This window comes from Paenibacillus sp. S33, from assembly GCF_053615415.1.
The window spans coordinates 3108221-3131070 of sequence record NZ_JBSIEZ010000001.1; the positions used below are offsets into that span (position 1 = coordinate 3108221).

General features: G+C 46.4%; 17 protein-coding genes. All 17 read right to left on the reverse strand.

The window, feature by feature from the left end; translation table 11 throughout:
* Nucleotides 1–78: 78 nt before the first annotated feature.
* Entirely contained in the window at nt 79–1068 is a 990-nt protein-coding gene (locus ACWGXJ_RS14280) for an ABC transporter permease (RefSeq protein ID WP_235309635.1), read from the reverse strand.
* On the reverse strand, nt 1061–2137 hold the full coding sequence (locus tag ACWGXJ_RS14285) for an ABC transporter ATP-binding protein (protein ID WP_452567021.1): 1077 nt from the start codon (nt 2135–2137) through the stop codon (nt 1061–1063). Before ACWGXJ_RS14285 ends, ACWGXJ_RS14280 begins: the two co-directional genes overlap by 8 nt.
* Nucleotides 2134–3084: a GDSL-type esterase/lipase family protein gene (locus ACWGXJ_RS14290; RefSeq protein ID WP_452567022.1), complete on the reverse strand. Its 951-nt coding sequence runs from the start codon at nt 3082–3084 to the stop codon at nt 2134–2136. Before ACWGXJ_RS14290 ends, ACWGXJ_RS14285 begins: the two co-directional genes overlap by 4 nt.
* Nucleotides 3085–3259: 175 nt before the next feature.
* Nucleotides 3260–3940 (reverse strand): TIGR00266 family protein, encoded by a 681-nt coding sequence (locus ACWGXJ_RS14295; RefSeq protein ID WP_069289776.1) that lies wholly within the window; start codon nt 3938–3940, stop codon nt 3260–3262.
* Between the two features lie 227 nt (nt 3941–4167).
* Complete coding sequence (locus ACWGXJ_RS14300; protein WP_069289777.1) at nt 4168–4908, reverse strand: CAP domain-containing protein; 741 nt, start codon at nt 4906–4908, stop codon at nt 4168–4170.
* A gap of 208 nt (nt 4909–5116) precedes the next feature.
* Nucleotides 5117–5578 carry a GNAT family N-acetyltransferase gene (locus ACWGXJ_RS14305; protein WP_061831569.1) on the reverse strand — a complete coding sequence of 154 codons (462 nt, stop codon included), beginning with the start codon at nt 5576–5578 and terminating at the stop codon, nt 5117–5119.
* The gene (gene purT / locus ACWGXJ_RS14310) at nt 5571–6755 is read right to left on the reverse strand and encodes a formate-dependent phosphoribosylglycinamide formyltransferase (RefSeq protein ID WP_322159854.1); all 1185 of its coding nucleotides are present in this window, start codon (nt 6753–6755) and stop codon (nt 5571–5573) included. The genes ACWGXJ_RS14305 and purT overlap by 8 nt, the downstream gene beginning before the upstream one ends.
* A 129-nt stretch (nt 6756–6884) precedes the next feature.
* Entirely contained in the window at nt 6885–8723 is a 1839-nt protein-coding gene (locus tag ACWGXJ_RS14315) for an ABC transporter ATP-binding protein (RefSeq protein ID WP_061831567.1), read from the reverse strand.
* Nucleotides 8720–10495: an ABC transporter ATP-binding protein gene (locus ACWGXJ_RS14320; RefSeq protein ID WP_452567023.1), complete on the reverse strand. Its 1776-nt coding sequence runs from the start codon at nt 10493–10495 to the stop codon at nt 8720–8722. The genes ACWGXJ_RS14315 and ACWGXJ_RS14320 overlap by 4 nt, the downstream gene beginning before the upstream one ends.
* 263 nt (nt 10496–10758) lie before the next feature.
* Nucleotides 10759–14421 carry a dynamin family protein gene (locus ACWGXJ_RS14325; RefSeq protein ID WP_452567024.1) on the reverse strand — a complete coding sequence of 1221 codons (3663 nt, stop codon included), beginning with the start codon at nt 14419–14421 and terminating at the stop codon, nt 10759–10761.
* A gap of 480 nt (nt 14422–14901) precedes the next feature.
* Complete coding sequence (locus ACWGXJ_RS14330; RefSeq protein ID WP_013310628.1) at nt 14902–15174, reverse strand: hypothetical protein; 273 nt, start codon at nt 15172–15174, stop codon at nt 14902–14904.
* A 57-nt stretch (nt 15175–15231) separates the two neighbouring features.
* Complete coding sequence (nth, locus tag ACWGXJ_RS14335; RefSeq protein WP_023989081.1) at nt 15232–15906, reverse strand: endonuclease III; 675 nt, start codon at nt 15904–15906, stop codon at nt 15232–15234.
* Nucleotides 15907–16119: 213 nt separating this feature from the next.
* On the reverse strand, nt 16120–16770 hold the full coding sequence (locus ACWGXJ_RS14340; RefSeq protein ID WP_069289781.1) for a GerMN domain-containing protein: 651 nt from the start codon (nt 16768–16770) through the stop codon (nt 16120–16122).
* A gap of 45 nt (nt 16771–16815) precedes the next feature.
* The gene (locus tag ACWGXJ_RS14345; protein WP_446674724.1) at nt 16816–18315 is read right to left on the reverse strand and encodes an N-acetylmuramoyl-L-alanine amidase; all 1500 of its coding nucleotides are present in this window, start codon (nt 18313–18315) and stop codon (nt 16816–16818) included.
* Nucleotides 18316–18609: 294 nt separating this feature from the next.
* Nucleotides 18610–20184 (reverse strand): N-acetylmuramoyl-L-alanine amidase, encoded by a 1575-nt coding sequence (locus ACWGXJ_RS14350; RefSeq protein WP_452567025.1) that lies wholly within the window; start codon nt 20182–20184, stop codon nt 18610–18612.
* A gap of 232 nt (nt 20185–20416) precedes the next feature.
* The gene (gene leuD, locus ACWGXJ_RS14355) at nt 20417–21019 is read right to left on the reverse strand and encodes a 3-isopropylmalate dehydratase small subunit (RefSeq protein WP_341161228.1); all 603 of its coding nucleotides are present in this window, start codon (nt 21017–21019) and stop codon (nt 20417–20419) included.
* 20 nt (nt 21020–21039) lie between these two features.
* Nucleotides 21040–22464 (reverse strand): 3-isopropylmalate dehydratase large subunit, encoded by a 1425-nt coding sequence (leuC, locus tag ACWGXJ_RS14360; protein ID WP_069289784.1) that lies wholly within the window; start codon nt 22462–22464, stop codon nt 21040–21042.
* Nucleotides 22465–22850 lie beyond the last annotated feature (386 nt).

A 22850-nucleotide genomic window follows, 5' to 3' on the forward strand; every position in this document is an offset into this window, starting at 1 on the left:
ATCGTAACCGTGTTTTGCCTTATTCTTGATGATTTTCACCAAAAATGCAAACAGATGTTTTCTTTTACCTTGTCCATTTTAATTCAATATATCCCGTTTCGTAAAGACGGCGAATGAAACAATCAATGCCGCAGCCCCCCAAATGCACAGTACAGCTAAAGAAAAGGGTAAGGTCATTCCCTCAATCGGGGCGGGGCTTCCAGATAAATAATCGGTTAATTCGAGGTTAACCATAAATAAATATTTAGCACTCTGCCAAGATGAAGCCATGTTTGTCAAAATAGTGCCCGAAATAAGCGCAGCCATCATGACCACGATACTTGCCGCCGTACTTCGTACCAGGACAGATACCATAAAGGCTAACGAAGCTACCACAAGACTGACAAACCAGATCAATCCGGCTTGCAGCATCAGATAATGCCATTGTGGAATCGCATGTACAGCAGACAAATCCACCGTCGATCCAACAATTTGAAATCCGGTAAATACCGGAACATTAAAACCGCGAAAACCAAAAAACAAGCCTGATATGAGATAGCTAATTATAAATACAGCCAAAATGATGAGCGAGACGAACATATACAATGTCAGTAGCTTGCTCAGCAGTATTTTCCACCGCCTGACTGGGCGAGTCAGCAACATTTTTATCGTGCCTGTCGTCCGTTCTCCAGAAACCAAGTCGGAGGCAATGGCCATAATCAACAGCGGAACGAACAGATTTATGGAATTATCCATAAACTCTCTAGTAAAGGTGACGCCACTCGGCTCATTGGGATTCACATCATTCTCCAAATAATATTGCATCTGCTGCACAAAGACCCGACGATAGGTCTTCCATTCCTCGGGAACCCGGTCACTTCCCAGCGAGTTTTGATTATCGGTAATCGCCTGGCGTAGTTCAAGCCGCCAATCATTGCCGAATTTTTCGCGATTGTTTTCTGCCACTTTCATCTGAGCGTACGTAAAAATCGGCACAAGCACAAGTAAAACAAGTAAAATGACATAAAATCGTTTCTTCTTAATAATTTTGAGCGTTTCATTTTGTACGAGCGGTAAAATGTTATTCAAGTATCTCACCTTCCGTCATTTTCAGGAATAGCTGCTCCAGTGTAGGGTTGATTTTGGTTACACCTTTAACGGAAATACCGGAAGCCGTCATTTGTGTCACCAGCTCCGCAATATGCTCTTCATCCATTTCTGTAAAAATTGCATCGGCTCCGCTGCCTGCAACAATGCTGTCATCAATTAATTCATCGGCATTCGTAATCATTTGCACATGCGGAGAATTTTGCAATATGGCAAGACCCTGATCACGAGGCTCCAGTTGCCACACGGCCATGTGCGAGTGCGTCTCAACCAGTTCCCGTACACCACCTACAGCTAGCACCTTTCCCCGACTTATAATTGCCACCCGATCACATAGCAGCTGGATTTCGCTGAGCAAATGGCTGGAAACAAATACAGCCATGCCTTCTGCCGCTAGCAAACGGATAAAAGCTCTCATTTCCTTGATCCCCTTGGGGTCTAACCCGTTCGTCGGTTCATCCAAAATGAGTAATTTCGGTCTACCTAGCAAGGCTTGGGCTATACCAAGGCGCTGGCGCATTCCGAGAGAATACGTACTTACTTTATCATGGATACGGCGATCGAGCCGAACCAGCTCAACGACTTCGCGGATACGCTGCTCGTCTACACCAGGCTGCATACGGGCAAAATGCTCTAAATTCTCCCACCCTGTCAGGTAGCTGTACACCTCTGGATTTTCCACAATAGAACCAATATGCCGTAAAGCCTGCTCAGGGTCACGATTTACATTATGACCACAGACGGTAATCGTCCCTTCCGTAGGCTTAATTAAATCGACCAGCATACGAATAGTCGTCGTTTTTCCAGCCCCATTAGGACCAAGAAATCCGAAAATTTCACCCGCACGAACGTCGAATGTGACATCATGAATGATCATTTTGCGTTTGATACGTTTCTTAACGTGCTGAACAGAGAGAACTGTTTCGGTATTGCTTCTGTCTCTGCCTCCGCTGCCAACCTGATTGGCGGAATGGAAACTGGACAATGCATCCCTTGATGTCGAATTTTCGGTTATTCCAGCCCCGGTCTTGTCAGCAGATTGGATGCTCATTGCTTGTTTCCTCCCTTTTTCACTTCAGCGGGTTGGCTACTTGTAGACTGTTGTTCATTATCCACTTTATCGGCATCCTTCGTGTTTGCAACTGCAAACCCTTGCGCGATACGTTCAGCGATTGCCTGATAGCCCTGTCCGTTTGGATGAAAATGATCGGATGATAAATAGACGGGCAAATTTTGCTGGAATAAATCGAAAGTTGGAACCAGAGTCATATTGCTGTTTTGGTTGGTAATTGCCATGGCAGCCAGATTCCATTCTGTTACTACAAGATTACCGGGAATTTTCATTTCCTGCAGATCACTGAATGGATTATATAATCCGACATAGATAATTTTAGCATTCGGATTGATTTTCCCTACCTTTGTCAGCACTTTTTGCAGACGTTTGGCGGCATCAGGCACAGCTTTACGCAAACCACTGAGTGTAGGCGGCTCTTTGCCAGTTTGGGCAGCCTGAGCTCCCTGAAATAAATCATTTCCGCCAATCGAGACAATAATGACGTTAGCCTTTTTCAACACATAAGAAACACCTGGCTCATCCAGCTTGGTCAATAGTCCTTGAGTCGTCAGTCCATTAATCCCCAGATTATTTATGAGCTGAGCCTTATGGCCTTCCTGATTATTCAACAAGCTCACCGACCGACGCACAAAACCACTTCCGGAGTCATCCCCTGTGCCTTTGGCTAGCGAATCTCCAATGGCAGCTACCCGAAACTCTCCCGTCTGATTAGTAGCGGATGGCGCAGTTTGTGTCTGCGATGAACCGGAATGTACAGGTTGAGTGCTAACCATTGGCTCTGGAGCCGTGATACTTTGTACTGCTGTAAAAAATCCGTACAATAATAGCAATGTGGCGGCAATGGAAACGGAACCGACAGACCGCCAAATCCATTTTGATGAATTCACTCGTGTTCCCTCCTGATAGCTTAGTGAAATAAACATAAAGCTTCTCATATCATTTTGCAAATAAACCGTTCGGAATAAAAGCGCAATAAATGCTTAGAGTCACATATAATTTCCCATGAACATGCAAAAAAAGGATGGCAAATGACCATCCTTATATTATACTTTCTTCTGCGAACGGTTTATCCTCTCATCTCTAATCAGACGAATCAAACTATTTGCTATCAGGGATAAAACTTTTGATCCATTGTCCAAAACTGCCCGGATTTCGACTTTGAATCAGTACCGTTCCTTCACCGCGAAAGCGGCATACAAGTGCTTCTCCACTCGTTACGCTGGACAACCAGCCTTTAGATGCTTTTTCAATTTTATAATCCATATAATCCGGCCATGCCACCAGATGAGCATTATCAATAATACGCTCCTCTCCTGAGGCGATATAAATGGGATGAATGGCTCCATAAGAGGACAGGAATACCGTACCTCGACCACTGATTTCTACGATAAAAAAACCTTCACCGGAGAATAAACCTTTCATCAGGTTTTGCATTTTGGTGCTAACCTCAATGCCTTCTGTGCAAGCCAGAAAACCGTCCTTTTGGACGAATAGCCTATACGTGCCATCCAGTTCCACCGCTTGTACATCACCTATACTAGCAGGGGCTAACAACACCTCAGCCGGTCCCCGGGCTGCCCTCAGTTCTTGAAAAAAGAATTTTTCTCCGCTCAGCATTCTGCCTAAGCCACGTAACAGTCCACCGTCTACCGTCCCCTTTATATCTACACTGGAAGACATGGAAACCATCGCTCCCATTTCTGCTTTAATCATTTCCCCGGGTTTCAACTGCACCTTGAGCATAGCAAAGGCACCTTCATGCACGATTTCGTAGCTCATTTGTTCACCTGGCTTTCCATAAGTAGTCTGATATCTATTCAACTTGCTGCTATCATACTATAAATACGTCCCTTATGTCTTTTCTGGTATAAAGCAGTGGTTATGCCACTGGAGGATGAAGAGACACCAAAAGACCCGCTGAACGTGTCAGCGGGTCTTTAGATTAACGTCACGTCACTATCTTTTCGTAGCAGCGACATAACGTTGGGAACGTATTTACTATCATCTTAGTTACGTGTGAACTCTTGTACCCAATACCCATTGTAGTAAGCCACACCGATTTGTGTAAACTCTGCCTTCAAAATATTCTCACGATGTCCCTGACTGTTCATCCAGGCTTTCATCACTTCTTGTGGTGTTTGTTGTCCCATAGCAATATTCTCACCCGCATACGTATAAGTTACACCGAATTTTTTCATCATATCAAATGGTGAACCATAGGTCGGAGATGTATGGGAAAAGTAATTGTTCGTACTCATATCCTTCGCCTTGACTAAGGCTACTTCTGTAAGCTTCGCATTCGATGCGAGGGGCTTGAGACCTTTTTGGCTGCGCTCGTTATTTACAAGCTTTACAACCTCAGCTGCAAATTGGGACTTGCTGAGTTGTGCATTCGTACCTGCAGACTGACCCGCGCCTGAGTTTGTGTTTTGTTTTTGAGTCTGTTGCTTGGTACCAGACTGCGAAGCCTTTTGGCCACCCTGTTTGGTTGTTGTTTGTTTGCCGGATGAAGGATTTGCTGTTTTGTTTTTAGCCTTGTCCTTTTCAGAAACATCCTTAATTACGGTCTTTGTTATCGTAGTCGTCCCGTTGGACATATTGACGGTATATCCGTTATTTTGAAACCATTGTTGTAGTTGGGCAGTCAAATCGTCAGCTGGTGAAGCTGATGCCGGAACGATGAATCCTGCGGATAAAATGGCGCTAAGACTTCCCATCACCAGTGTTTTTTTCAACATATTCTTCATTTCGTCATCTCCTTGTTGTATAAATGCCTTGGTGTGAACGCGTCTGGTTACAACTTTGTAATCTTTACTCTAGCAGTATATCATGTTTTATAGCAGGATCAATGGTATAAAAGTTGGAAAAAAAATAGCCCCGCTCGGAATTGACCCATGCGGAACTAAGTTAAAAGTAGTGAGGCTTTAAGTATTAGATTGTCTTGTTATAGGCTGATTATCTAAGCTTTTTGCTGAAACGGTAGCCTTGCTTTTCAAAGCCGATTCGGTTGTAGAAAGCTCGGGCCTCTACTTGTTTGATGCGGTTATTCGCTCCGGTAATGAATAAATGATAGCATCCTTGCGCACGTCCCCACTCCTCACCACAAGCCACCAGGCGCTTGCCAATGCCCTCGCCGCGATACTCCCCGCTCACGACCAGCATGGTGATTTGTACGGCAGGATCAGGATAAGCCAAGCTTTGAGCCGTATGCATGCCGATTACTCCGACAACACGACCATCCATTTCTGCAACCATCATATTCGCTTGACTGTCCTCCCGCGCTGTTCCCATAACTTCTTTCATTACACCACAAGTCATCGGGTATCCGACTTCTCTTAGTAGTCCAGTTACGGCTTCGCAATCGCCAAGCTCTACGGAACGAATTGTCAGTACTGGAATCATCACATTGTTAGACATGATTTACCTCCACTTTCAGCATATTAGCAGCTTCTTTGGCCGTCTTCCGTGCTGTTTCCACATCTTCTGCAGCGCTAAGCGCTACAGCCATCCGGCGTCCCGGCTTGGTTTCAGGCTTCCCGAACACTCGCACCTGTGTCCGGGGTAGCAATAATGCATCATGCAGACCGCTTATTACAAAATCCCGCGTAGTCACTTCTGCCTTCAAAGTAGCTGAAGCTCCTGGTGTAAGCAGCGTGACGGATGGCAGCGGGAATCCGAGAATGGCCCGCACGTGAAGCGCAAATTCCGACAAATCCTGCGTAATCATGGTCACCATTCCTGTATCATGCGGACGAGGGGATACTTCACTGAATATGACGCCATCAGCTGTTAAAAATAGCTCTACGCCAAACAATCCGTAACCACCCAGTTCATCCGTTATCCTACGGGCAATGTCTTCCGCTTCCGAAAGCTGCTTGTCCGTCATGCCATGAGGCTGCCAGGATTCGACATAATCCCCATCTTTCTGAATGTGGCCAATCGGTGGGCAAAAAGTCGTACCCAAAACCGATCTGACGGTCAATAAGGTAATTTCGCTCTCAAACGGGACAAAAGCTTCAACAATGACACGTGTTGTTTTGGCACGCGCGCCTTCCAGCGCCGTATTCCAGCAGGATTCTGCATCTTCGATTGCCCGGCATACAGACTGCCCTTTACCCGACGAACTCATCAAGGGCTTGACCACGCATGGCGTGCCCAGCTCATGAACCGCCGACCGCAACTGCTCAAAGTTATCTGCAAAACGATAGGCAGCAGTCGGAAGCTCTAATTTCTCGACAGCCAGCCTGCGGATACCTTCCCGGTCCATCGTAAGACGGGCGGCACGGGCCGTTGGTACTACGTGAAATCCTTCTTGCTCTAATTCTTCCAAAGCACCCGTAGCAATAGCTTCGATTTCAGGTACAATTATGTCGGGCTTTTCCTTACGAATTAGTGCCTTCAACGCCTCAGCATCCTGCATATCCAGACAGTGAGAGCGATGGGCCACCTGCATTGCTGGAGCCAGTTCATAGCGATCTACAGCAATACATTCCACGCCAAGCCGCTGAGCTTCAATAATGACTTCTTTTCCCAATTCGCCGCTACCCAGCAGCAGCATCTTCTTAGCCTTGGCAGAAAAAGGAGCACCCCACATCTTGAACTCTTCCCCCTCTGACGAAATTGCTCTGATCTCTTTTCATCTTTATTTTCAGGGTTTAGCTCCAAGAATGCAATAGTGCTCGGCATTAAAATTTACAAAAAACGCGATTTTTTGATCTTTTTTTTACAAAAATCTGAACTGTGCTTCCACCAGCCCCCGATATATTCCATGTTTTTTCATCAATTGTTCATGATTACCACTTTCTTGGATTTCCCCATGATCCAGTACAACGATATGATCAGCATTACGGATGGTGGACAAACGGTGAGCGACCATAAAAGAAGTTCTGCCTTCTAGTAAAACCTGAAGAGCCTCCTGAATTTTCAACTCCGTTTCTGTATCAATACTAGCTGTGGCCTCATCTAGGATAAGAATTCGCGGATTAGCCAGCAAGGCACGAGCAAAGGATAAGAGCTGTCGCTGGCCCATGGACAGCATTCCCCCCCGCTCCTCTACCTCTGTTTCATAGCCAGCTGGCAAGTGAACAATGAATTCATGAGCATTGACCGCCTTCGCAGCCGCTTCAATTTCCTCATCCGTTGCATCCAAACGGCCAAATCGAATATTATCACGGATCGTCCCCGAAAAAATAAATGTATCCTGAAGTACGATGCTAATCTGGCTTCGCAAGCTCTCCACCGTGACATCACGCACATCATGACCGTCAATCGTAAGCCGCCCTGACGTAATGTCATAAAAACGGCTTAGCAGATTAATAATTGTACTTTTACCTGATCCGGTATGACCCACAAGCGCTATAGATTGACCCGCCTCGACAGAAAGATTAATACCTTTAAGCGCCTGACGTCCCTTTTCATACTCAAAAATGACCTTTTCAAATTGGATGTCTCCCCGAATGGGCGGCAAGGCTATTGCTCCCGGTTTGTTTGCAATATTCGGCTGTTCATCCATAAACTCAAAAATTCGTTCTGACGAAGCCATCGCAACCAGTAACTGATTATACATTTGGCCCAGCCGATTAATCGGCTCCCAAAAGTTCCCAACATAGTTGGCAAACGCAACCAGTAGTCCCACCGTAAGTTGGTCTGTCTGAATTAAATGCGCTCCAAACCAGAACAGCACAAGCGTACCAAATCCTCCGGTAATATCAATAAGTGGGCCAAAGACCTGATTCATGGCAGAAGCCTTATCCCACGACTTTTTGCTAGAGCTGTTCATGTCGTCGAAATAAGCCATGTTTTCCTGCTCCTGCGTATATGCTTGTGTCACACGAATCCCCTGAATAGACTCATTCAAATGAGAGTTGATACGCGAGTTCTTCATACGCACTTCTTGCCAAGCGCGGCGGATACGTACGCGCAGCTTGGTCGAGATCAAAAACATGATCGGAACAGTGACAATTACCGCTAAACCGAGCTTCCAGTTAATAAGCAGCAAAATGACAATAATTCCGATAAGCTGTACGCAGTCAATCAGGACATTCACTGCACCGTTCGTAAATAGATCCTGTAGCGAGTTAATGTCATTCGTCACGCGCACTAATACAGAACCTGCCGGTCTCTTATCAAAAAAGTTAAAAGATAGCTTTTGAATATGCTTGAACAAATCTTCACGCAAATCGTAAATAACCCGTTGACCGATAATATTGGTGAATTTAATGCGGTACGTGCTGGCTGCCCATTGAATTAAATATAACAAGAGCACGGCACCCGTGATGAGCAACAGCAACTTTACGCTGGGCAGTGCAGGCCATGCGGGAGCAATTGCTTTATCAATGGCCAGACTGATCAAATAAGGAACAGTCAGTTTGGTAATGGTGCCGAGAATCATCATGACCAGAAGGATCGGCAAAATCTGACGGGCATAAGGCTTCATGTATGCCAACAAACGTTTGAATTCTGACCAGTTAAACGGTTTGTCAATGACATCATCATCTTGATAGACAAAGCGCTCATTCGTTGGTTTTTTTAACGGTTTGACTTTTTCTGCGGGTATATTCATGGTCTCACCTGCCCTTCGGATACACCGTCTGGAGCCTGAGCTATGTAATCGGCGTATTGAATATGATACACATCCTGATATGGACCTGGAGTAGCAATGAGCTGTTCATGTGTTCCACGCTGAACGATTCGTCCTTCCTCAAGCACCACAATTTCATTAGCATGACGAAGCGAAGAGATTCGATGAGCGATTATGAATGTTGTTCGACCACGCATAACCTCTTGAAAACCGGTCTGTATTTCATGCTCTGTTTCCATATCGACCGCACTGGTAGCATCATCCAGAACCAGAATCTTCGGATTTTTGAGTAGTGCGCGCGCGATGGCGATCCGTTGTTTCTGTCCTCCGGACAGTCCCAATCCACGTTCTCCGACGACAGTGTCATATCCCAGCGGTAGTTCAGTTATGAATTCATGCGCCTGAGCCAGTTTGGAAACGCGTATGATGTCATCCATACTGACATGGCTTAAACCATATGAAATATTGTTGCGTATAGAGGACGAAAACAAAAACGTCTCCTGAAACACGGAAGAAATTTGAGCACGCAAATCGCGAATCTTTAAGTGACGTATATCCTTGCCATCCAACTTGATACTTCCTGCATTCACATTATAAGCGCGCATGAGTAATTGAATAATGGTAGACTTCCCTGACCCCGTTCCTCCTAAAATTCCAATGACTGATCCTGGCGGTGCGTCTAAATTGATGTCAACAACAGCAGGAAGCTTATTTCCGTAAGCAAAGGTGACATGTTCAAACGTAACATGTCCTTTCACCTGATCGGCATTGAGTGTAAGTGCTCCAGCTTCATCGGTTACATCTATGGACTGATTTAGCAGTTCCAAGACCCTTTCACCAGAAGCTTTGGACTGCGTATAGTTATTGATATGAAAGCCAATGCTCCAGATGGGGCCTATAATATACCAAATTAAGCTAAAGAAAGCGACGAGCTGCCCCAAGGTCATTGACTTCTGAATAACCAGATACCCCCCCATGCCCAACAGAAGGACCACACTGACAGAAGCAATCAGTTCCATAGCGGGGAAAAACCGACTCCATAAGGAAGCAGCCTGAATTTGATTACTCTTGTATTGTTCATTACGTACTGAAAATTTCTCAACTTCATAGGATTCGCGGGCAAAAGATTTGACGGTTCGCACACCTGTTATATTTTCTTGGACCGCTGTCGTCAAGGCGCTAAGGGCAATCCGCATTTCCTGAAAGGTGGGATGAATCCGGGATTCAAACTTAAATGTGACGAAGAGCAGCAATGGCATGCTGATCATCGTAATGAGGGTGAGCTGCCAGTTAATATACAGCATCATCATAGAGCCGAATACGACCATCAGTAGCACATTGAGGAGTTGGGCAAAACCAAACCCAATAAAGTTACGAATTGCCTCCAAATCACCAGTCAGTCGGGACATGAGATCACCCGTTTTGGCAGTGTCATAATATCTGAAGGACAGAAATTGCAGCTTTTCGTAACAAGCATTGCGGAGTCGGTACGCCAGATAGTTACCTAGCCGTCCACCAAAAAAACCATGTAAAAATTGCATGAACCCTTTGATGATGACTACTCCCAGCACAGTCAGAGCCAGCGCCGGGACTTTCCCGAAGTCACCTGGAATGATAGCGTTATCAATGAGCCTTTGGAGCAGGTTCGGATACACCAGTCCCAGAGCCGTAGCTATCGCAAGGCATAAAATAGAAAGAAACAGATAGTGTCTCCTCTCGCGAAAAAAAACTTGCAGTTGCCTGAGCACTTCCATGTCAATGTCCCTCCATTAGTTGCACGACGTTGTTATATGGCTTAGTGAAGTTTACCATTCGCGTTCCAAGGCGGCAAAGAGGATAACGAGCCGTATTCAGGCAGGTTATCAATTGGTGGGTGATTAGACAAATTAAATCGCTTTCTTATTATTGAATATGGCTATTTACTCAGTATTGCTTTCTTTTTGGAGCATGCATAAAACACCGGGTTGTCCCACAACCCGGTGTCCTGAACTTTAATAAATGGTGTACTTATTTATCTTTACTCCAAAGCCGCAATCTTGCCAGCAAGCTCTTCCCAAACCTGTGGCTGCTCACCGCCCATAAGGGCATGCTCCATGCCACGAGTCGTCTCCAGCATTTGCTCTCGAAGCTGAGCTTTCTGCCACATTTGCTCCTCCTGCATCAGCGTAACGTAAAAAGAAGACATTCGTTCTCGTTGCTGATCCACAGCCTCCCCGATTCGCTCGCGTAATATCGGCTCCAGTTTGGTTTGTAGATTCGCTCGACCAATTCCTTCAAAGAATAGCTTTGGATTTTTAAAGCTATTCCAATAATCCTTCCAATGAATGGACTCCTGCAGGGAAATTTCATTCAGCTCGGGAACAGCCCATTTTCTGGATTCAGGAATTGTGCAATCTAGTCCTGGCAACTGATGGTTCATGTGTTCTACGCATTGTTGTATAGCCTTGTGCACCAAAATTTGTCCCGTTTTTTCTAGCCGAAGTGTGGTTGCCAGTAATTCCTGAGACAGCTCTAGTTCGATTAAACGCATCAGCTCACGACCACAAGATGCAAAAGCCGAACGAAGATCACCTACTCCTTCACGCAGAACAGATGGATGAAACGCCTCTGCCATAAATTCTCCAGTCCGATAGGACAGCCTTTGACGTACATGATACAGCAGTTCATCGGTTTCGCCCGATAACACAGATGCACCGTTGCTGTCAGTCAGGTCTAGGAGCGTATGCTCCAATTCCCCACGGATGCGAGTTAATCGCTCGAATCGGATCTCACGTTCTTCCACGCTATACCGGGCATCGGCTGCATGTTGCTCTATGCGGTTCCGCAGCCGGCTCAGTTCCTGCATAGCAGAAGCAATGGACAGACCTGCCAGCTCTTCGGCTGCAAATGCCGAGAAATCATCTTCAAATGCATCAAAACGTGAAGCTGAACGCAATGAAGCCTCTCCCTGTTCGGCAGCTTCCAACGCCAGCATACTGGAAAGCGGATAAATGCGTGGCTTTCGGATTCCATTCGCCTGTAGTTGTTCCTGTACATGCCGGGTAACAGAATGAAGTTCTTCTTCAGAAGAAGCTAGATCTGATGCATTCACAATAAAAAACGTCTGATCGAGCGCCAAGGTCTCTTTAACTCGACCTAGTTGGTTCAGGAACTGTCGGTCGCCTTGCGTAAACGCATGGTTATAATAGGTGACAAATACAAGAGCGTCCGCATGCTTCATATAGTTGAAGGTCACGCCTGTGTGCCGTGCATTCACAGAATCCGCTCCAGGCGTATCCACTAGCACGATGCCCTGACGGGTCAGAGCGCAATCATAATAAAGGTCGATATGCTCCACAAAGCATGATTTGTGCTCAGACGCAACAAAATCCCGATACTGCTCTAAATCCACCTGAAGCTGTTGTCCCAGCAAGCTTTCAGCTTCTTCCCATCCCGCTGCGGCAGCCTTCAAAAAACTATAATGAGGCCTACCCGCAGGATGGATGCCTTCCGGAGATAAAGCATGAACGGCTTCTTGCCAGCCCGCTGCCGCTGGTTCCCCCAATCCTAATAGCCGAAATGAGTATTTAAGATCTTCCCGCAACGCGTCCACTGATTTCATATGGACGTCAGCCGTGGCATGGCGCTCAGCACTTGCAGGCGCCATTATGCGGTTAATCGCCGCTGTCGTCGGATGCGGCGATACGGGCAACACAGCTTCACCCAGCAAAGCGTTGGCGAAGCTAGATTTCCCAGCGCTGAACGCTCCGAACAGCGCCAGCGTAAACTGCCCACCCTCCAGCGCAGCGGCGCGGGCATGTAAATCCCGTACCGCCGTTTGCATGGCAGGGTATGGGCTTACCAGGGCAGCGGCGGCCTTCAATCGGGCCGCTACTGCATCCAGCCGCGTGCGGCGGCCTCCGGCGGCAGGCTGTGCTGCCGCCGTTCCTGCTAGCGGCTGCGCCGATGCGTTCCGCGAGCCAGCGATACCAGGACGCGCAACGCCCGTTGGCGTCGCAGCTGGCGAGGCAGCAGCGGAGGTATCGGACGCAGGTGAAGGCGCGTCCGCACGGGGCAACCCGCTTGGCGCGGAAGCCTGCGGCAGCAAGCTGCGCAGCAGGCTGGCGTGCGAAGCCGAAGCTTGCACGCGGGTGCTGTAGCGGCTCGCCGCCTCCGCCTGCGCCAGCAGCGCAGTGCGCGCATCCGCGAGAGCCGCGCGGCGGGCTTCGGCTCGCACTGCAAGCTGGGCCAGCAGGCGGTCTACTAGCGTAAGCGCCTTGCGGCGGCAATCGGCGGTCACAGCAGCACGTAGATCCTTGCAATAGTTCAACGTATACTCCGGCGACAACGCATTTTCCTTCACCGTCTGCTCTACCAGTTGCCGATCCGTTACAGGGCGGATGTCATCCAGCTCCTGCTCCATCGCAGCGGACCACAAACCCTGACCGTCACCCCAAGACCTCAGTAGCTCCCGCACATGAGGAAGCAATTGTCCCTCCACCTGATCAGTCAGCATTCCTGTCAGCCGTTCCAAACGGCTTTCCTTTTCTCGCTCAGTCTTTCCTCCTGCAAACCATAGTCCTGTTTTGAAGCCCGGCTTGCGGCTCTCTAAGTATTCGCTTGCCGCTTCACGTAGCTCCGCTGGCGTCAAATGTGCGTGTTCCAGTAGATGATCCAGCTCTTGACGCAGTCGTTTACGCTCCTGCTCCGGGAGCATCTTCCAGTGTTCATCTTCTTGCTGCAAGGTTTTCTGCTCTATATCCAGGCGCAAAATGGCTTCTTCTCCACCTGCTTCTTTTAGCAGTGTGTTCAGTTCCTCTTCTTCAGCTGCCTGCACAGTCTCCACATGTTGCTCTACCAAATGGTGCATAGAGGACACTAAACTGTATGCCAAAAGCTCTGTTTTTCGCTCCAGCAATTTCGGGATCAGGTGCGTCAACTGTTTCCACTGGTTCCATGGATGATTCTGCTCCTTCAAGGAAGTAAAGAGGATATCCGTATAATGAACCTGCCAGGCATGAAAGCTAGTCTCCACCTCATTACGATAACGTGTAAATGAAAGCTCTCGCTCCCGGTGTTTATCGATTTGATTGATGATCAAATATAACGGCTTGCCCCAATCCGACAAACTTTTGGCAAAGGACAAATTATTTTCAGATTGGACATGGTTGTAATCCATCACATAAAAAACAATATCTGCCCAATGTAAAGCAGAATGTGTCGCCAGCGCATGTCCGTGGTCTGTGGAATCTACGCCTGGTGTATCCAGCAACACTCCTCCGCTAGATAATATGGGAACATCCTCCCACACTTGAACCGATTCATAGGCTCCACCATTTTTACAATACTCAGCAAGCTCGGACAGGGAGGCCTCCACGATTTCCGGCTCTGCATTTTCCGCTGATTTGGCTGGATGAATGAGCGCTCTCGGACGCCCATAACGGATGGACACTACATTAGCGCTCGTAGGCACCGGTCCAGATGGCAGCACGGTTTTACCACATAGGCTGTTAATCAAGCTTGATTTACCTGCTGAAAAATGTCCACAAAAGGCAATGGTCAGCTCCTGCACATATGCTTTTTCCAGCAGATCACCTATCGCCTTCGCTCCCACTTCGTCCCCGGCTTTACGCAATGTATTCTGTATCTGTTCTATCGTATCCAACCACTTTCCCGCATCGCCTGTAATCGTTTGCATCATAAGCTACGGTTCCACTCCTTATCACTTGTCTGCACCAAATAGCTATATTGTAGCATTCCTAAGCCGTTGTGAGAATCATCACATCAAAAAAACTAAACAGCGCTCCCCGCCAGTACCTGGCTTTAGGGAACGCTGTTTTGTACATGATAATAATAAGTTCATTTTATTCTGTCCAAAACGGATCATTAGGAATAAGTATTTTGGCAACCGAATGCATTTCATCAAAGCCCCCTTAAAGGACAACGACGAAGCAAGATATGTATACAACGGGTGAGCCTACTCATCACGTACATTCACCTTTTGGAACATGGGGAACGCATACCATTATTCAGGGTGCAAAATGTATGCACACTTCATTGGAATAGGCTCTAGCCATATCAGATGGTCTGCAAGGTTCATGTATAATGCGCCTTCGGGCTGGTTAAACCAGCCGAGCCGCCTACACCGGAACATGCAACGCATGTCGTCCGCTAATTGAACTTAATTGGCTGCAGTCTCAAGCACTGGCAGCAAAATTTCAAATACTTGACCATGCTGTAAAATCGTAATCCCACGGGATTTGTCCTTCATTACGACCACTTCTGGCTTTTGTGACATACGCTCCAGATAATGCTCAGGTACATCACCGGAATGACTAACCGTGATTCCCTCAAGCTCACGCTCTTCGTTTTCAGCAAATTCTGTTGTTACAATTTGCTCAAAAATATCAGAGAACGCTTCAAAATTGTCTGTATATACCGAAATGCACTTCATACTCTTCATCCTTTTCTACACATAAATGGTTAAACCCTTTGTTACCTCTGTGGGTCTTTAAGCTCTACGTTCCTTATCTTTTCTGATAAGAGACGTTTTCATACGTTTCTTGCCTTCCCTGCACACATCAAGCAACGGACATACCTGACATTGAGGATTTTGAGCTTTGCAATGGTAGCGTCCGAAAAAAATAAGCCTGTGGTGGGTCAAAGACCATTCATCCCTAGGTACCCTCTTCATCAGCTTTTTTTCCACCTCAAGCACTGAATCATCCCACCCTGCAAAACCGAGCCGTTTGGAAATACGCTCTACATGCGTATCTACCGCAATAGCTGGTACATTAAAAGCAGTAGATACTACGACGTTAGCCGTCTTGCGGCCGACACCGGGTAGCTTAACCAGTTGATCGTGCTCTGAAGGTATCTCTCCCCCGTACTGGTCTATTAAAATACGACAGAGGTTATGAATATGCTTGGCCTTGTTTCGGTACAAGCCGATTCTGCGAATATCCTGCTCCAGTTCCTCAAGAGGAACAGCCAAATAATCCTCAGGTGACTTGTATTTTTGAAACAGGTCTGCCGTTACTTTATTGACCATCTGATCGGAGCATTGAGCAGACAATAACACGGCGATCGTTAATTCAAAAGCATTGTCATGGTTCAACTCACAATGGGCATCCGGAAACATCGTACCGATGGTGTCCAATATATGACGTGCGGTTGCTGCATTCACGGAAATCCTACCTCCTACCAAAAAAAACGTCTTGATACGGGATAGCCCGCATCAAGACGGTCACTCTAAATAATCATCCGGAAAGAAACGAATACTATTTGTGCATGACTGCCTGCATAGGCGAGAAATACACTCCTATATTATCATTATCTGTCACAGATTGCACGTGAAAAGTGTGTAAATCCCCAAGAAATTTTCATACCGTCTGATCGGTTAGCGACTCATGGGATGATCCAAATCTACATGTCCCATTAAGGACTCCAGAGATTGCCCATCTACGAGCAAATCCAGCGTTTTGACTTCCTTGAATTGGAACATCGTTTTCTTCAAGGCATCGATAGCCAATTCCTCGCCGCCAGCTCCCAATCGAGCCTCGTCCGGCAGGGAAATATCAAAAGTCAATGCACCGTTATCCAATTTGATCTTATGCACGGAAATTTTCTCGGACCACAACGGGATTAGAGCAGAATCCCCACTCTTTTGCAGAGCTTCAAACGCTTTTTGCAATTTTTCCAGCTCGCTTGGATAGGTAATTTCCTTTTTCTGTTCTTTCAAGCCGTTCTCTTGTGTATCCGTATAGTACACCGTAATCTGCTGTGTTTGTCGATCACCTGAATTTTCCGTGTCCGTCTTGGTCTTTGTAGGCTCTGTTGACGGAGATGCAGGTGTTTGACTCGCTCCGTTATTCTCAGCAGACTGAGCCGATGGATCAGGGGTCGTCTGTTCAGGTGTACTATTTTGTGCATTAGAAGTTTGTGTTTCCTGAGATGGAGTCGCAGGAGCCGATGTTTGCTTAGAGGCACACCCTGCACCTGCAATGGCGAACAATGCCAGCAGGCCTGCAATTACGATTTTCTTGTTCATATGTCCCCCTCCTTGCTTGACGTTGACAAGCGATTTGTTGAAGATTTATTTTACGTCGAGATACTCTGTGATTCCATCTGCAATCCCTTGAGCTACCCGATTTTGAAAATCTTCATCAAACAGTGTGGCTTCCTCTTTTGCATTACTCAGATATCCTACTTCAAGCAATACGGCTGGCATAGTCGTTTCCCGAATTACATGGAAATTGCCATAACGAATGCCTCGGTCTGTCAGACCCGTCGCAGGAGCAAAGTACTTATGCATAACGTTAGCGAACGCTTTGCTTGCACTACGCTGGTAATACGTCTCTGTACCGTTGGAAGCTGAGCTACCGCTGCTGTTAGCATGAATGGACACGAACACGTTAGCATTAAGGTTTTCAGCTACTTTTACGCGCTGTTTAAGCTCCAAGAATGTATCATCACTGCGTGTCAGCACAACCTCAAGATTGGGGTTCTGCTTTAATATGCTTTCTACTTTCAGAGCCATAGCCAGGTTGAAGGTCTTTTCATAATTTTTTCTCGACACACCAACTGCACCTGAATCTTTTGCTCCATGACCAGCATCAATAACAACGACTTTTTTACCATTGCTGTTAGTTGGTGATGTCTGCGTGTCATCCGGCTGTGAGCCATCTGGTAACGTTGCGTCTGGCGTGGTATTCACTGAATCCTTGGAAGCCAGATCGACGATAACACGATTCGTTCCATCATTATATGCGGTATAATTCATGGCATGTTTCAAATCAATAACAACGCGCACCGTTGAAGGTTCCTTTTGGAACAAAGCATACCGGATACCGGACACATCCGCTTCATTCTCAATGTCCAGCGAACCATTTAAGTTGCTATCCAGCTTTTGCTGGTCTCCAAAATTGTCAGCAAACGCAGTCGCCGGCAAATCCACCACTACCCGATCAGGGCCTGTCATCGTAAACGCTTTCGGCTTGACGGCACTGGCTGTGGTGATGGTTAAACGGTTTTGGCTGAAACTGACTCCCTGCACCTGTGTAACACCTGAGTTCGCATTATTCGTTGGTGCAGTTACACTTCCAGTACCTGTACTGTTATTTCCAGACTTGGGAGGTGTAAATTCCCCGTTTCCAGACCCGCTACTGCGGGTATATAATTTTACGGACTTGGAGCTGCTGTCCCATTTTACGTCCAGTCCCATTTGCTCGCCGATAAAACGAAGCGGTACAAGGGCATAATTGGAACGCAGCAGAGGCGAAGCATCCAGACTAATGTCGCTTCCATTGACAGTCGCCGTCTTACTTCCGATTATCATTCGGATCGAGGTACTGTCCTTCTCAATCGTTATGGTTCGCGCCTGCTGCTTCCATGTCACGTCATATCCCAAATTTTCAGAAATTACGCGTAGCGGAACCATTGTACTTCCGCCAATTACTTGTGCCTTAGCACCACTAGGGACACTTAACTGTTGATCGTCGAGATAGATTTGTGTTCCACTCGAAGCCGCATGTCCATAACCCGGAACCGCCCACATGAAGACAAATAATAACAACAAAAAACCAAATTTCTTCATTCGTCACCCTTCCATTCATAATTTTTTTGCCACATGCTCCGGTGCGGCGACCTGATATACGCGCTTATGTAATATCAGACAACCTTTTAGACGTTATCTCACACCAAAAGTTGCGAATATATTCCATCATAACAGAAATATACGTGCCAAAGAACTATTTTTGTCGAATTTTGACTAAAAATATAGATCATTCGTTTTCCGTCAAAAGTCACAGCTAAAAAAACTAAAAAAGCTACTTTTCACCCCCATGAATTTTCATTAAAAGGTGGAAAGTAGCTTTTATTGCTAACATCCTTAGTTAAGTGATTCAGTTGCTCCTGTGCCCGTTCCAAGATACTCCTTCAACCCATCGACAATACCTTCGGCAATCTTCTCCTGTGTTTCTTCTGAAAACATGGCTGCTTCATTGGACAGATTACTAAGGTAGCCACATTCCAGCAATACAGCAGGCATTTGTGATTTTCTCGTCACTGCATGGTTTGCCACCCTGATGCCATTATCCTTAAATCCGGTAGCCGCTACAAGATATTTATGCATCGTCTTTGCCAGTGCCAAACTGTCCTGACGTGCATAATAGGTTTCAGAGCCATTGGTTTTTCCTTTATCTGAAGCTTGCATACTATTACCATGAATAGATACAAACACGCTTGCCTGCTGACTATTAGCGAGTTGTGGTCGTTCATCCAACGTGGGATACGTATCTCCATTGCGAGTCAATACGATTTGAATGTCAGGATCATTTTGCAGAAGCTGCTCGACTTTTAACGCTACCGCCAATGTAAATTCCTTTTCATGTCGCCCAGTCACACTACCTGCTCCAGGGTCTTTGCCACCATGTCCGGGATCAATGACGACGATTCGCCGTCCTTCGACATTCGTTGGTGTTACCGCTACTGGATTCACACTATGCTCACGCAATTGAAGGGTGATATCGCCTAGGCCATTGGTTGATAGATCGTAATCACGTGCTTGATTTAAAGCAATGACAATGCGTACGCCCCCATTCGGTCCATCTGTCGGAGCAAATCTAATTTCCTGCACATCCTCACTGTTACTATTCGTCAGCGCCCGCGTACCATCGCTACGAATCGGGAATGGCTGAAGAAAATCAGTCGTCATTGAAGCTTCTGGTAAATCTACAACAATACGATCATACCCCGTCATTTTGGATACTTTAGGGGTAACATCTTTGTTCAAAGAAATCTTTAACGTTTCACCCTCAAAAGTAATATTTTGTACAAGCAACGCATTCGCTGCGGTCTGTTCTGTATTCTGCTGCTTGGATGGTGAAGATGTAGCTTCAGTATGCTTGTCTGCTTCAACTGGGGTTATTGTCGTCGCTGTTGCTGAAGACGTTTTATTGGTGCTAGTTGTACTCTGTGTTGACGTTTGCGACGATGGTTGGGATTGAGACTGTTTATTCGCTTGTTGAATTGCAGCCTTTTGACTGAGATTTACGGATTTACTTTTATTATTCCAATCTACTTTCAGCCCCATTTGCTCCCCAACAAAACGCAATGGAACCATGGTCGAATTGCCCCGAAGTACAGGAGGCGCATCCAGACTTACTGTTTTTCCATTCACATCAGCCGATGTACGGCCTACATACATAGACATATCGGTACTGTTTTTTTGGATTGAGATTTTATAGGCTTGTGGTTCCCACTTGAACTGATATCCAAGCTGCTCCCCAACCACCCTTAGCGGTACCATGATTTTTCCATTGACCATTTCAGGCTTGGCATCTGCAGGCGCTTCCACCCTTTTGCCATCTAAAAACAAATCTGCTCCAGCCGCATTCACATGAGGGGAGGACGGCCACAACCAAATCAAGATAGCCGCTAGTATCACCCAACCATATTTCTTCATCCTCATTCCCCTAACTTATATATGTATTTTTTGGTATTTCTCACAGACACAGTCCTTCAACCCATTTACATTTACAATACCATGCTGAGTCGAACCGTCAACCCCTTATTTTCCAATTTATTGTTTGAGCATAATAAAAGCCCGCAGGCAAAAGAATTGCCAGTACGGGCTTTCTGTCTAACAAATGAGCAAGCTATATGGCTTCGTATTGATACTGAACTGGGAAATATGATTATGCGCCTTGTTTCGCAGCGCGTCTTTGTTCATACGCCAGAATTTCAGATTCATGCTGGAGTGTCAGGCCAATATCGTCCAAGCCTTGCAGCAGGAACTGACGGCGATGTTCATCCAGATCAAATTCAATTTTCAGACCATAGTCGTCAGTGATTGTTTTTTCATTCAGGTCTACGTTCAATTGGTAGTTATCATGCTGCGCCGTACGCTGAAACAATTCCTCTACTTGCTCTTCAGATAGCTTGATCGGCAATATACCATTTTTAAAACAGTTATTATAGAAGATATCTGCATAAGACGGTGCAATTACGCAACGAAACCCATAGTCCATAATCGCCCAGGGCGCATGCTCACGTGAGGAGCCGCAGCCAAAGTTAGCGCGAGAGATCAGCACAGACGCTCCTGCATAACGAGGCTTGTTGGGTTCAAATTCAGGATTGATATTGCCCGCTTCATCAAACCGCCACTCGTAGAACAGAAACTGTCCAAAGCCCGTACGTTCAATTCGTTTCAGAAACTGCTTAGGAATGATAGCATCTGTGTCCACGTTCACCCGATCCACAGGGGCTACAATTCCTTTTAATGTTGTGAAAGCTTCCATCGTAATTCCTCCTCTGTATCCTAGCGGACTACTTCTTCCTGCTTGAATTTCCAATCCCGTACATCAACAAAATGTCCATGAATCGCCGCAGCGGCTGCCATTGCTGGAGATACCAGATGAGTCCGTCCTCCGCGTCCCTGACGACCTTCAAAGTTACGATTAGAAGTCGAAGCACAACGCTGTCCCGGTTGCAGTACGTCTGGATTCATCGCAAGACACATACTGCATCCCGCTTCACGCCACTCAAATCCTGCTTCTTTAAAAATGACGTCCAGTCCTTCTTCTTCAGCCTGAATTTTCACACGACCCGAACCTGGTACGACGATGGCCGTTACTTTGTCAGAAACCTTGTAACCTTTGGCAACCTCAGCGGCTGCACGCAAATCTTCAATTCGCCCGTTGGTGCAGGAGCCGATAAACACATAATCAATCGCAATATCCGTGATCGGAGTACCTGGCTTCAAATCCATATATTCAAGCGCTTTTTCAGCCGCTTTACGTTCGTTTTCGGTTGGCAGTTCTGCCGGAATCGGTACGGTTGAGGAAATATCTGTACCCATTCCCGGGCTAGTGCCCCAGGTTACTTGCGGAATCAAAGCATCTACGTCAAACTCCAGCACGACATCAAACTCAGCACCTTCATCTGTGACAAGCTCTTTCCACTCAGCAACCGCTTGCTCAAAAGCAGCTCCTTGTGCTACATGTTGACGTCCACGCAAGTAGTTGAAGGTGGTTTCGTCCGGTGCAATCATTCCTGCTCTGGCTCCGCCTTCAATGGACATGTTACACACAGTCATGCGCTCTTCCATGCTCAATTCGCGGATAGATTCACCTGTGTACTCAATAACATAACCTGTAGCGAAATCTGTACCGTATTTGGCGATGACACCCAAAATCATGTCTTTTGCTGTCACCCCAGGTTTGCGGCGGCCTACAAAGCGAACTTCCATCGTTTTGGCTTTGGCTTGCTGGAGACATTGTGTTGCCATTACGTGCTCTACCTCACTGGTTCCGATACCAAAAGCGAGCGCTCCGAACGCCCCATGTGTGGAGGTATGGCTATCACCACAAACAATCGTTTTGCCCGGATGAGTCAGACCAAGTTCAGGTCCCATAACGTGAACGACACCTTGATCAACCGTATCCAGATCATACAGTGTGACACCGAAATCACGGCAATTTTGAGTTAATGTATCGATCTGCTGCTTGGAAATCGGGTCCGTAATATTGTAACGGTCCTTAGTCGGTACGTTATGGTCCATCGTTGCAAACGTAAGCTCTGGACGACGCACCTGACGGCCGCTAAGACGTAATCCTTCAAACGCCTGTGGCGATGTTACCTCATGTACGAGGTGAAGATCAATGTACAAAATACTCGGCTTACCCGCTTCCTGATAGATGACATGGTTATCCCAAATTTTCTCGAACATGGTCTTTTTACTCATCATTATTCACCCCTGTGTTTTTCGAACCTAGTGGAGAGAAGCTAACGGCTCTCTCTTGAATGTCAACAATATACCACGGGATGTTTGATTGGTCTAAGATATGATATCTATAGAAGTGATAGGTTAAGGCTATAAGGCTGGAGAAGGTGAATATAGGCGGTTCATTGCACTGTTTCTCTATCAGCTCTTAATTAGTAAAAACCTTCGACTAAAAGTCGAAGGTTAAAAAAAGGGTTATACAAATGGATGAATACGAGAACTCTGTGGCCCTTTCTAAGGTACGCTAGTTATTACATTAAGAATTTGTGTGAATATTCATACTGTGAAAGCTGAATCAGTTATATATTCTCAGATATTGTTGACAAAATAAGGAATAAACTTGTACA

Bases quoted from the DNA above. Each gene is read 5' to 3' on its own strand.
- ACWGXJ_RS14350 (WP_452567025.1), bottom strand. From the start codon at position 20,184: ATGAAGAAATATGGTTGGGTGATACTAGCGGCTATCTTGATTTGGTTG.
- purT (WP_322159854.1), bottom strand. From the start codon at position 6,755: ATGTGGGGTGCTCCTTTTTCTGCCAAGGCTAAGAAGATGCTGCTGCTG.
- leuD (WP_341161228.1), bottom strand. From the start codon at position 21,019: ATGGAAGCTTTCACAACATTAAAAGGAATTGTAGCCCCTGTGGATCGG.
- ACWGXJ_RS14295 (WP_069289776.1), bottom strand. From the start codon at position 3,940: ATGAGCTACGAAATCGTGCATGAAGGTGCCTTTGCTATGCTCAAGGTG.
- ACWGXJ_RS14285 (WP_452567021.1), bottom strand. From the start codon at position 2,137: ATGAGCATCCAATCTGCTGACAAGACCGGGGCTGGAATAACCGAAAAT.
- ACWGXJ_RS14320 (WP_452567023.1), bottom strand. From the start codon at position 10,495: ATGGAAGTGCTCAGGCAACTGCAAGTTTTTTTTCGCGAGAGGAGACAC.
- leuC (WP_069289784.1), bottom strand. From the start codon at position 22,464: ATGAGTAAAAAGACCATGTTCGAGAAAATTTGGGATAACCATGTCATC.
- ACWGXJ_RS14330 (WP_013310628.1), bottom strand. From the start codon at position 15,174: ATGAAGTGCATTTCGGTATATACAGACAATTTTGAAGCGTTCTCTGAT.
- ACWGXJ_RS14325 (WP_452567024.1), bottom strand. From the start codon at position 14,421: ATGATGCAAACGATTACAGGCGATGCGGGAAAGTGGTTGGATACGATA.
- ACWGXJ_RS14305 (WP_061831569.1), bottom strand. From the start codon at position 5,578: ATGTCTAACAATGTGATGATTCCAGTACTGACAATTCGTTCCGTAGAG.
- ACWGXJ_RS14340 (WP_069289781.1), bottom strand. From the start codon at position 16,770: ATGAACAAGAAAATCGTAATTGCAGGCCTGCTGGCATTGTTCGCCATT.
- ACWGXJ_RS14300 (WP_069289777.1), bottom strand. From the start codon at position 4,908: ATGAAGAATATGTTGAAAAAAACACTGGTGATGGGAAGTCTTAGCGCC.
- ACWGXJ_RS14345 (WP_446674724.1), bottom strand. From the start codon at position 18,315: ATGAAGAAATTTGGTTTTTTGTTGTTATTATTTGTCTTCATGTGGGCG.
- ACWGXJ_RS14290 (WP_452567022.1), bottom strand. From the start codon at position 3,084: ATGTTTATTTCACTAAGCTATCAGGAGGGAACACGAGTGAATTCATCA.
- ACWGXJ_RS14315 (WP_061831567.1), bottom strand. From the start codon at position 8,723: ATGAATATACCCGCAGAAAAAGTCAAACCGTTAAAAAAACCAACGAAT.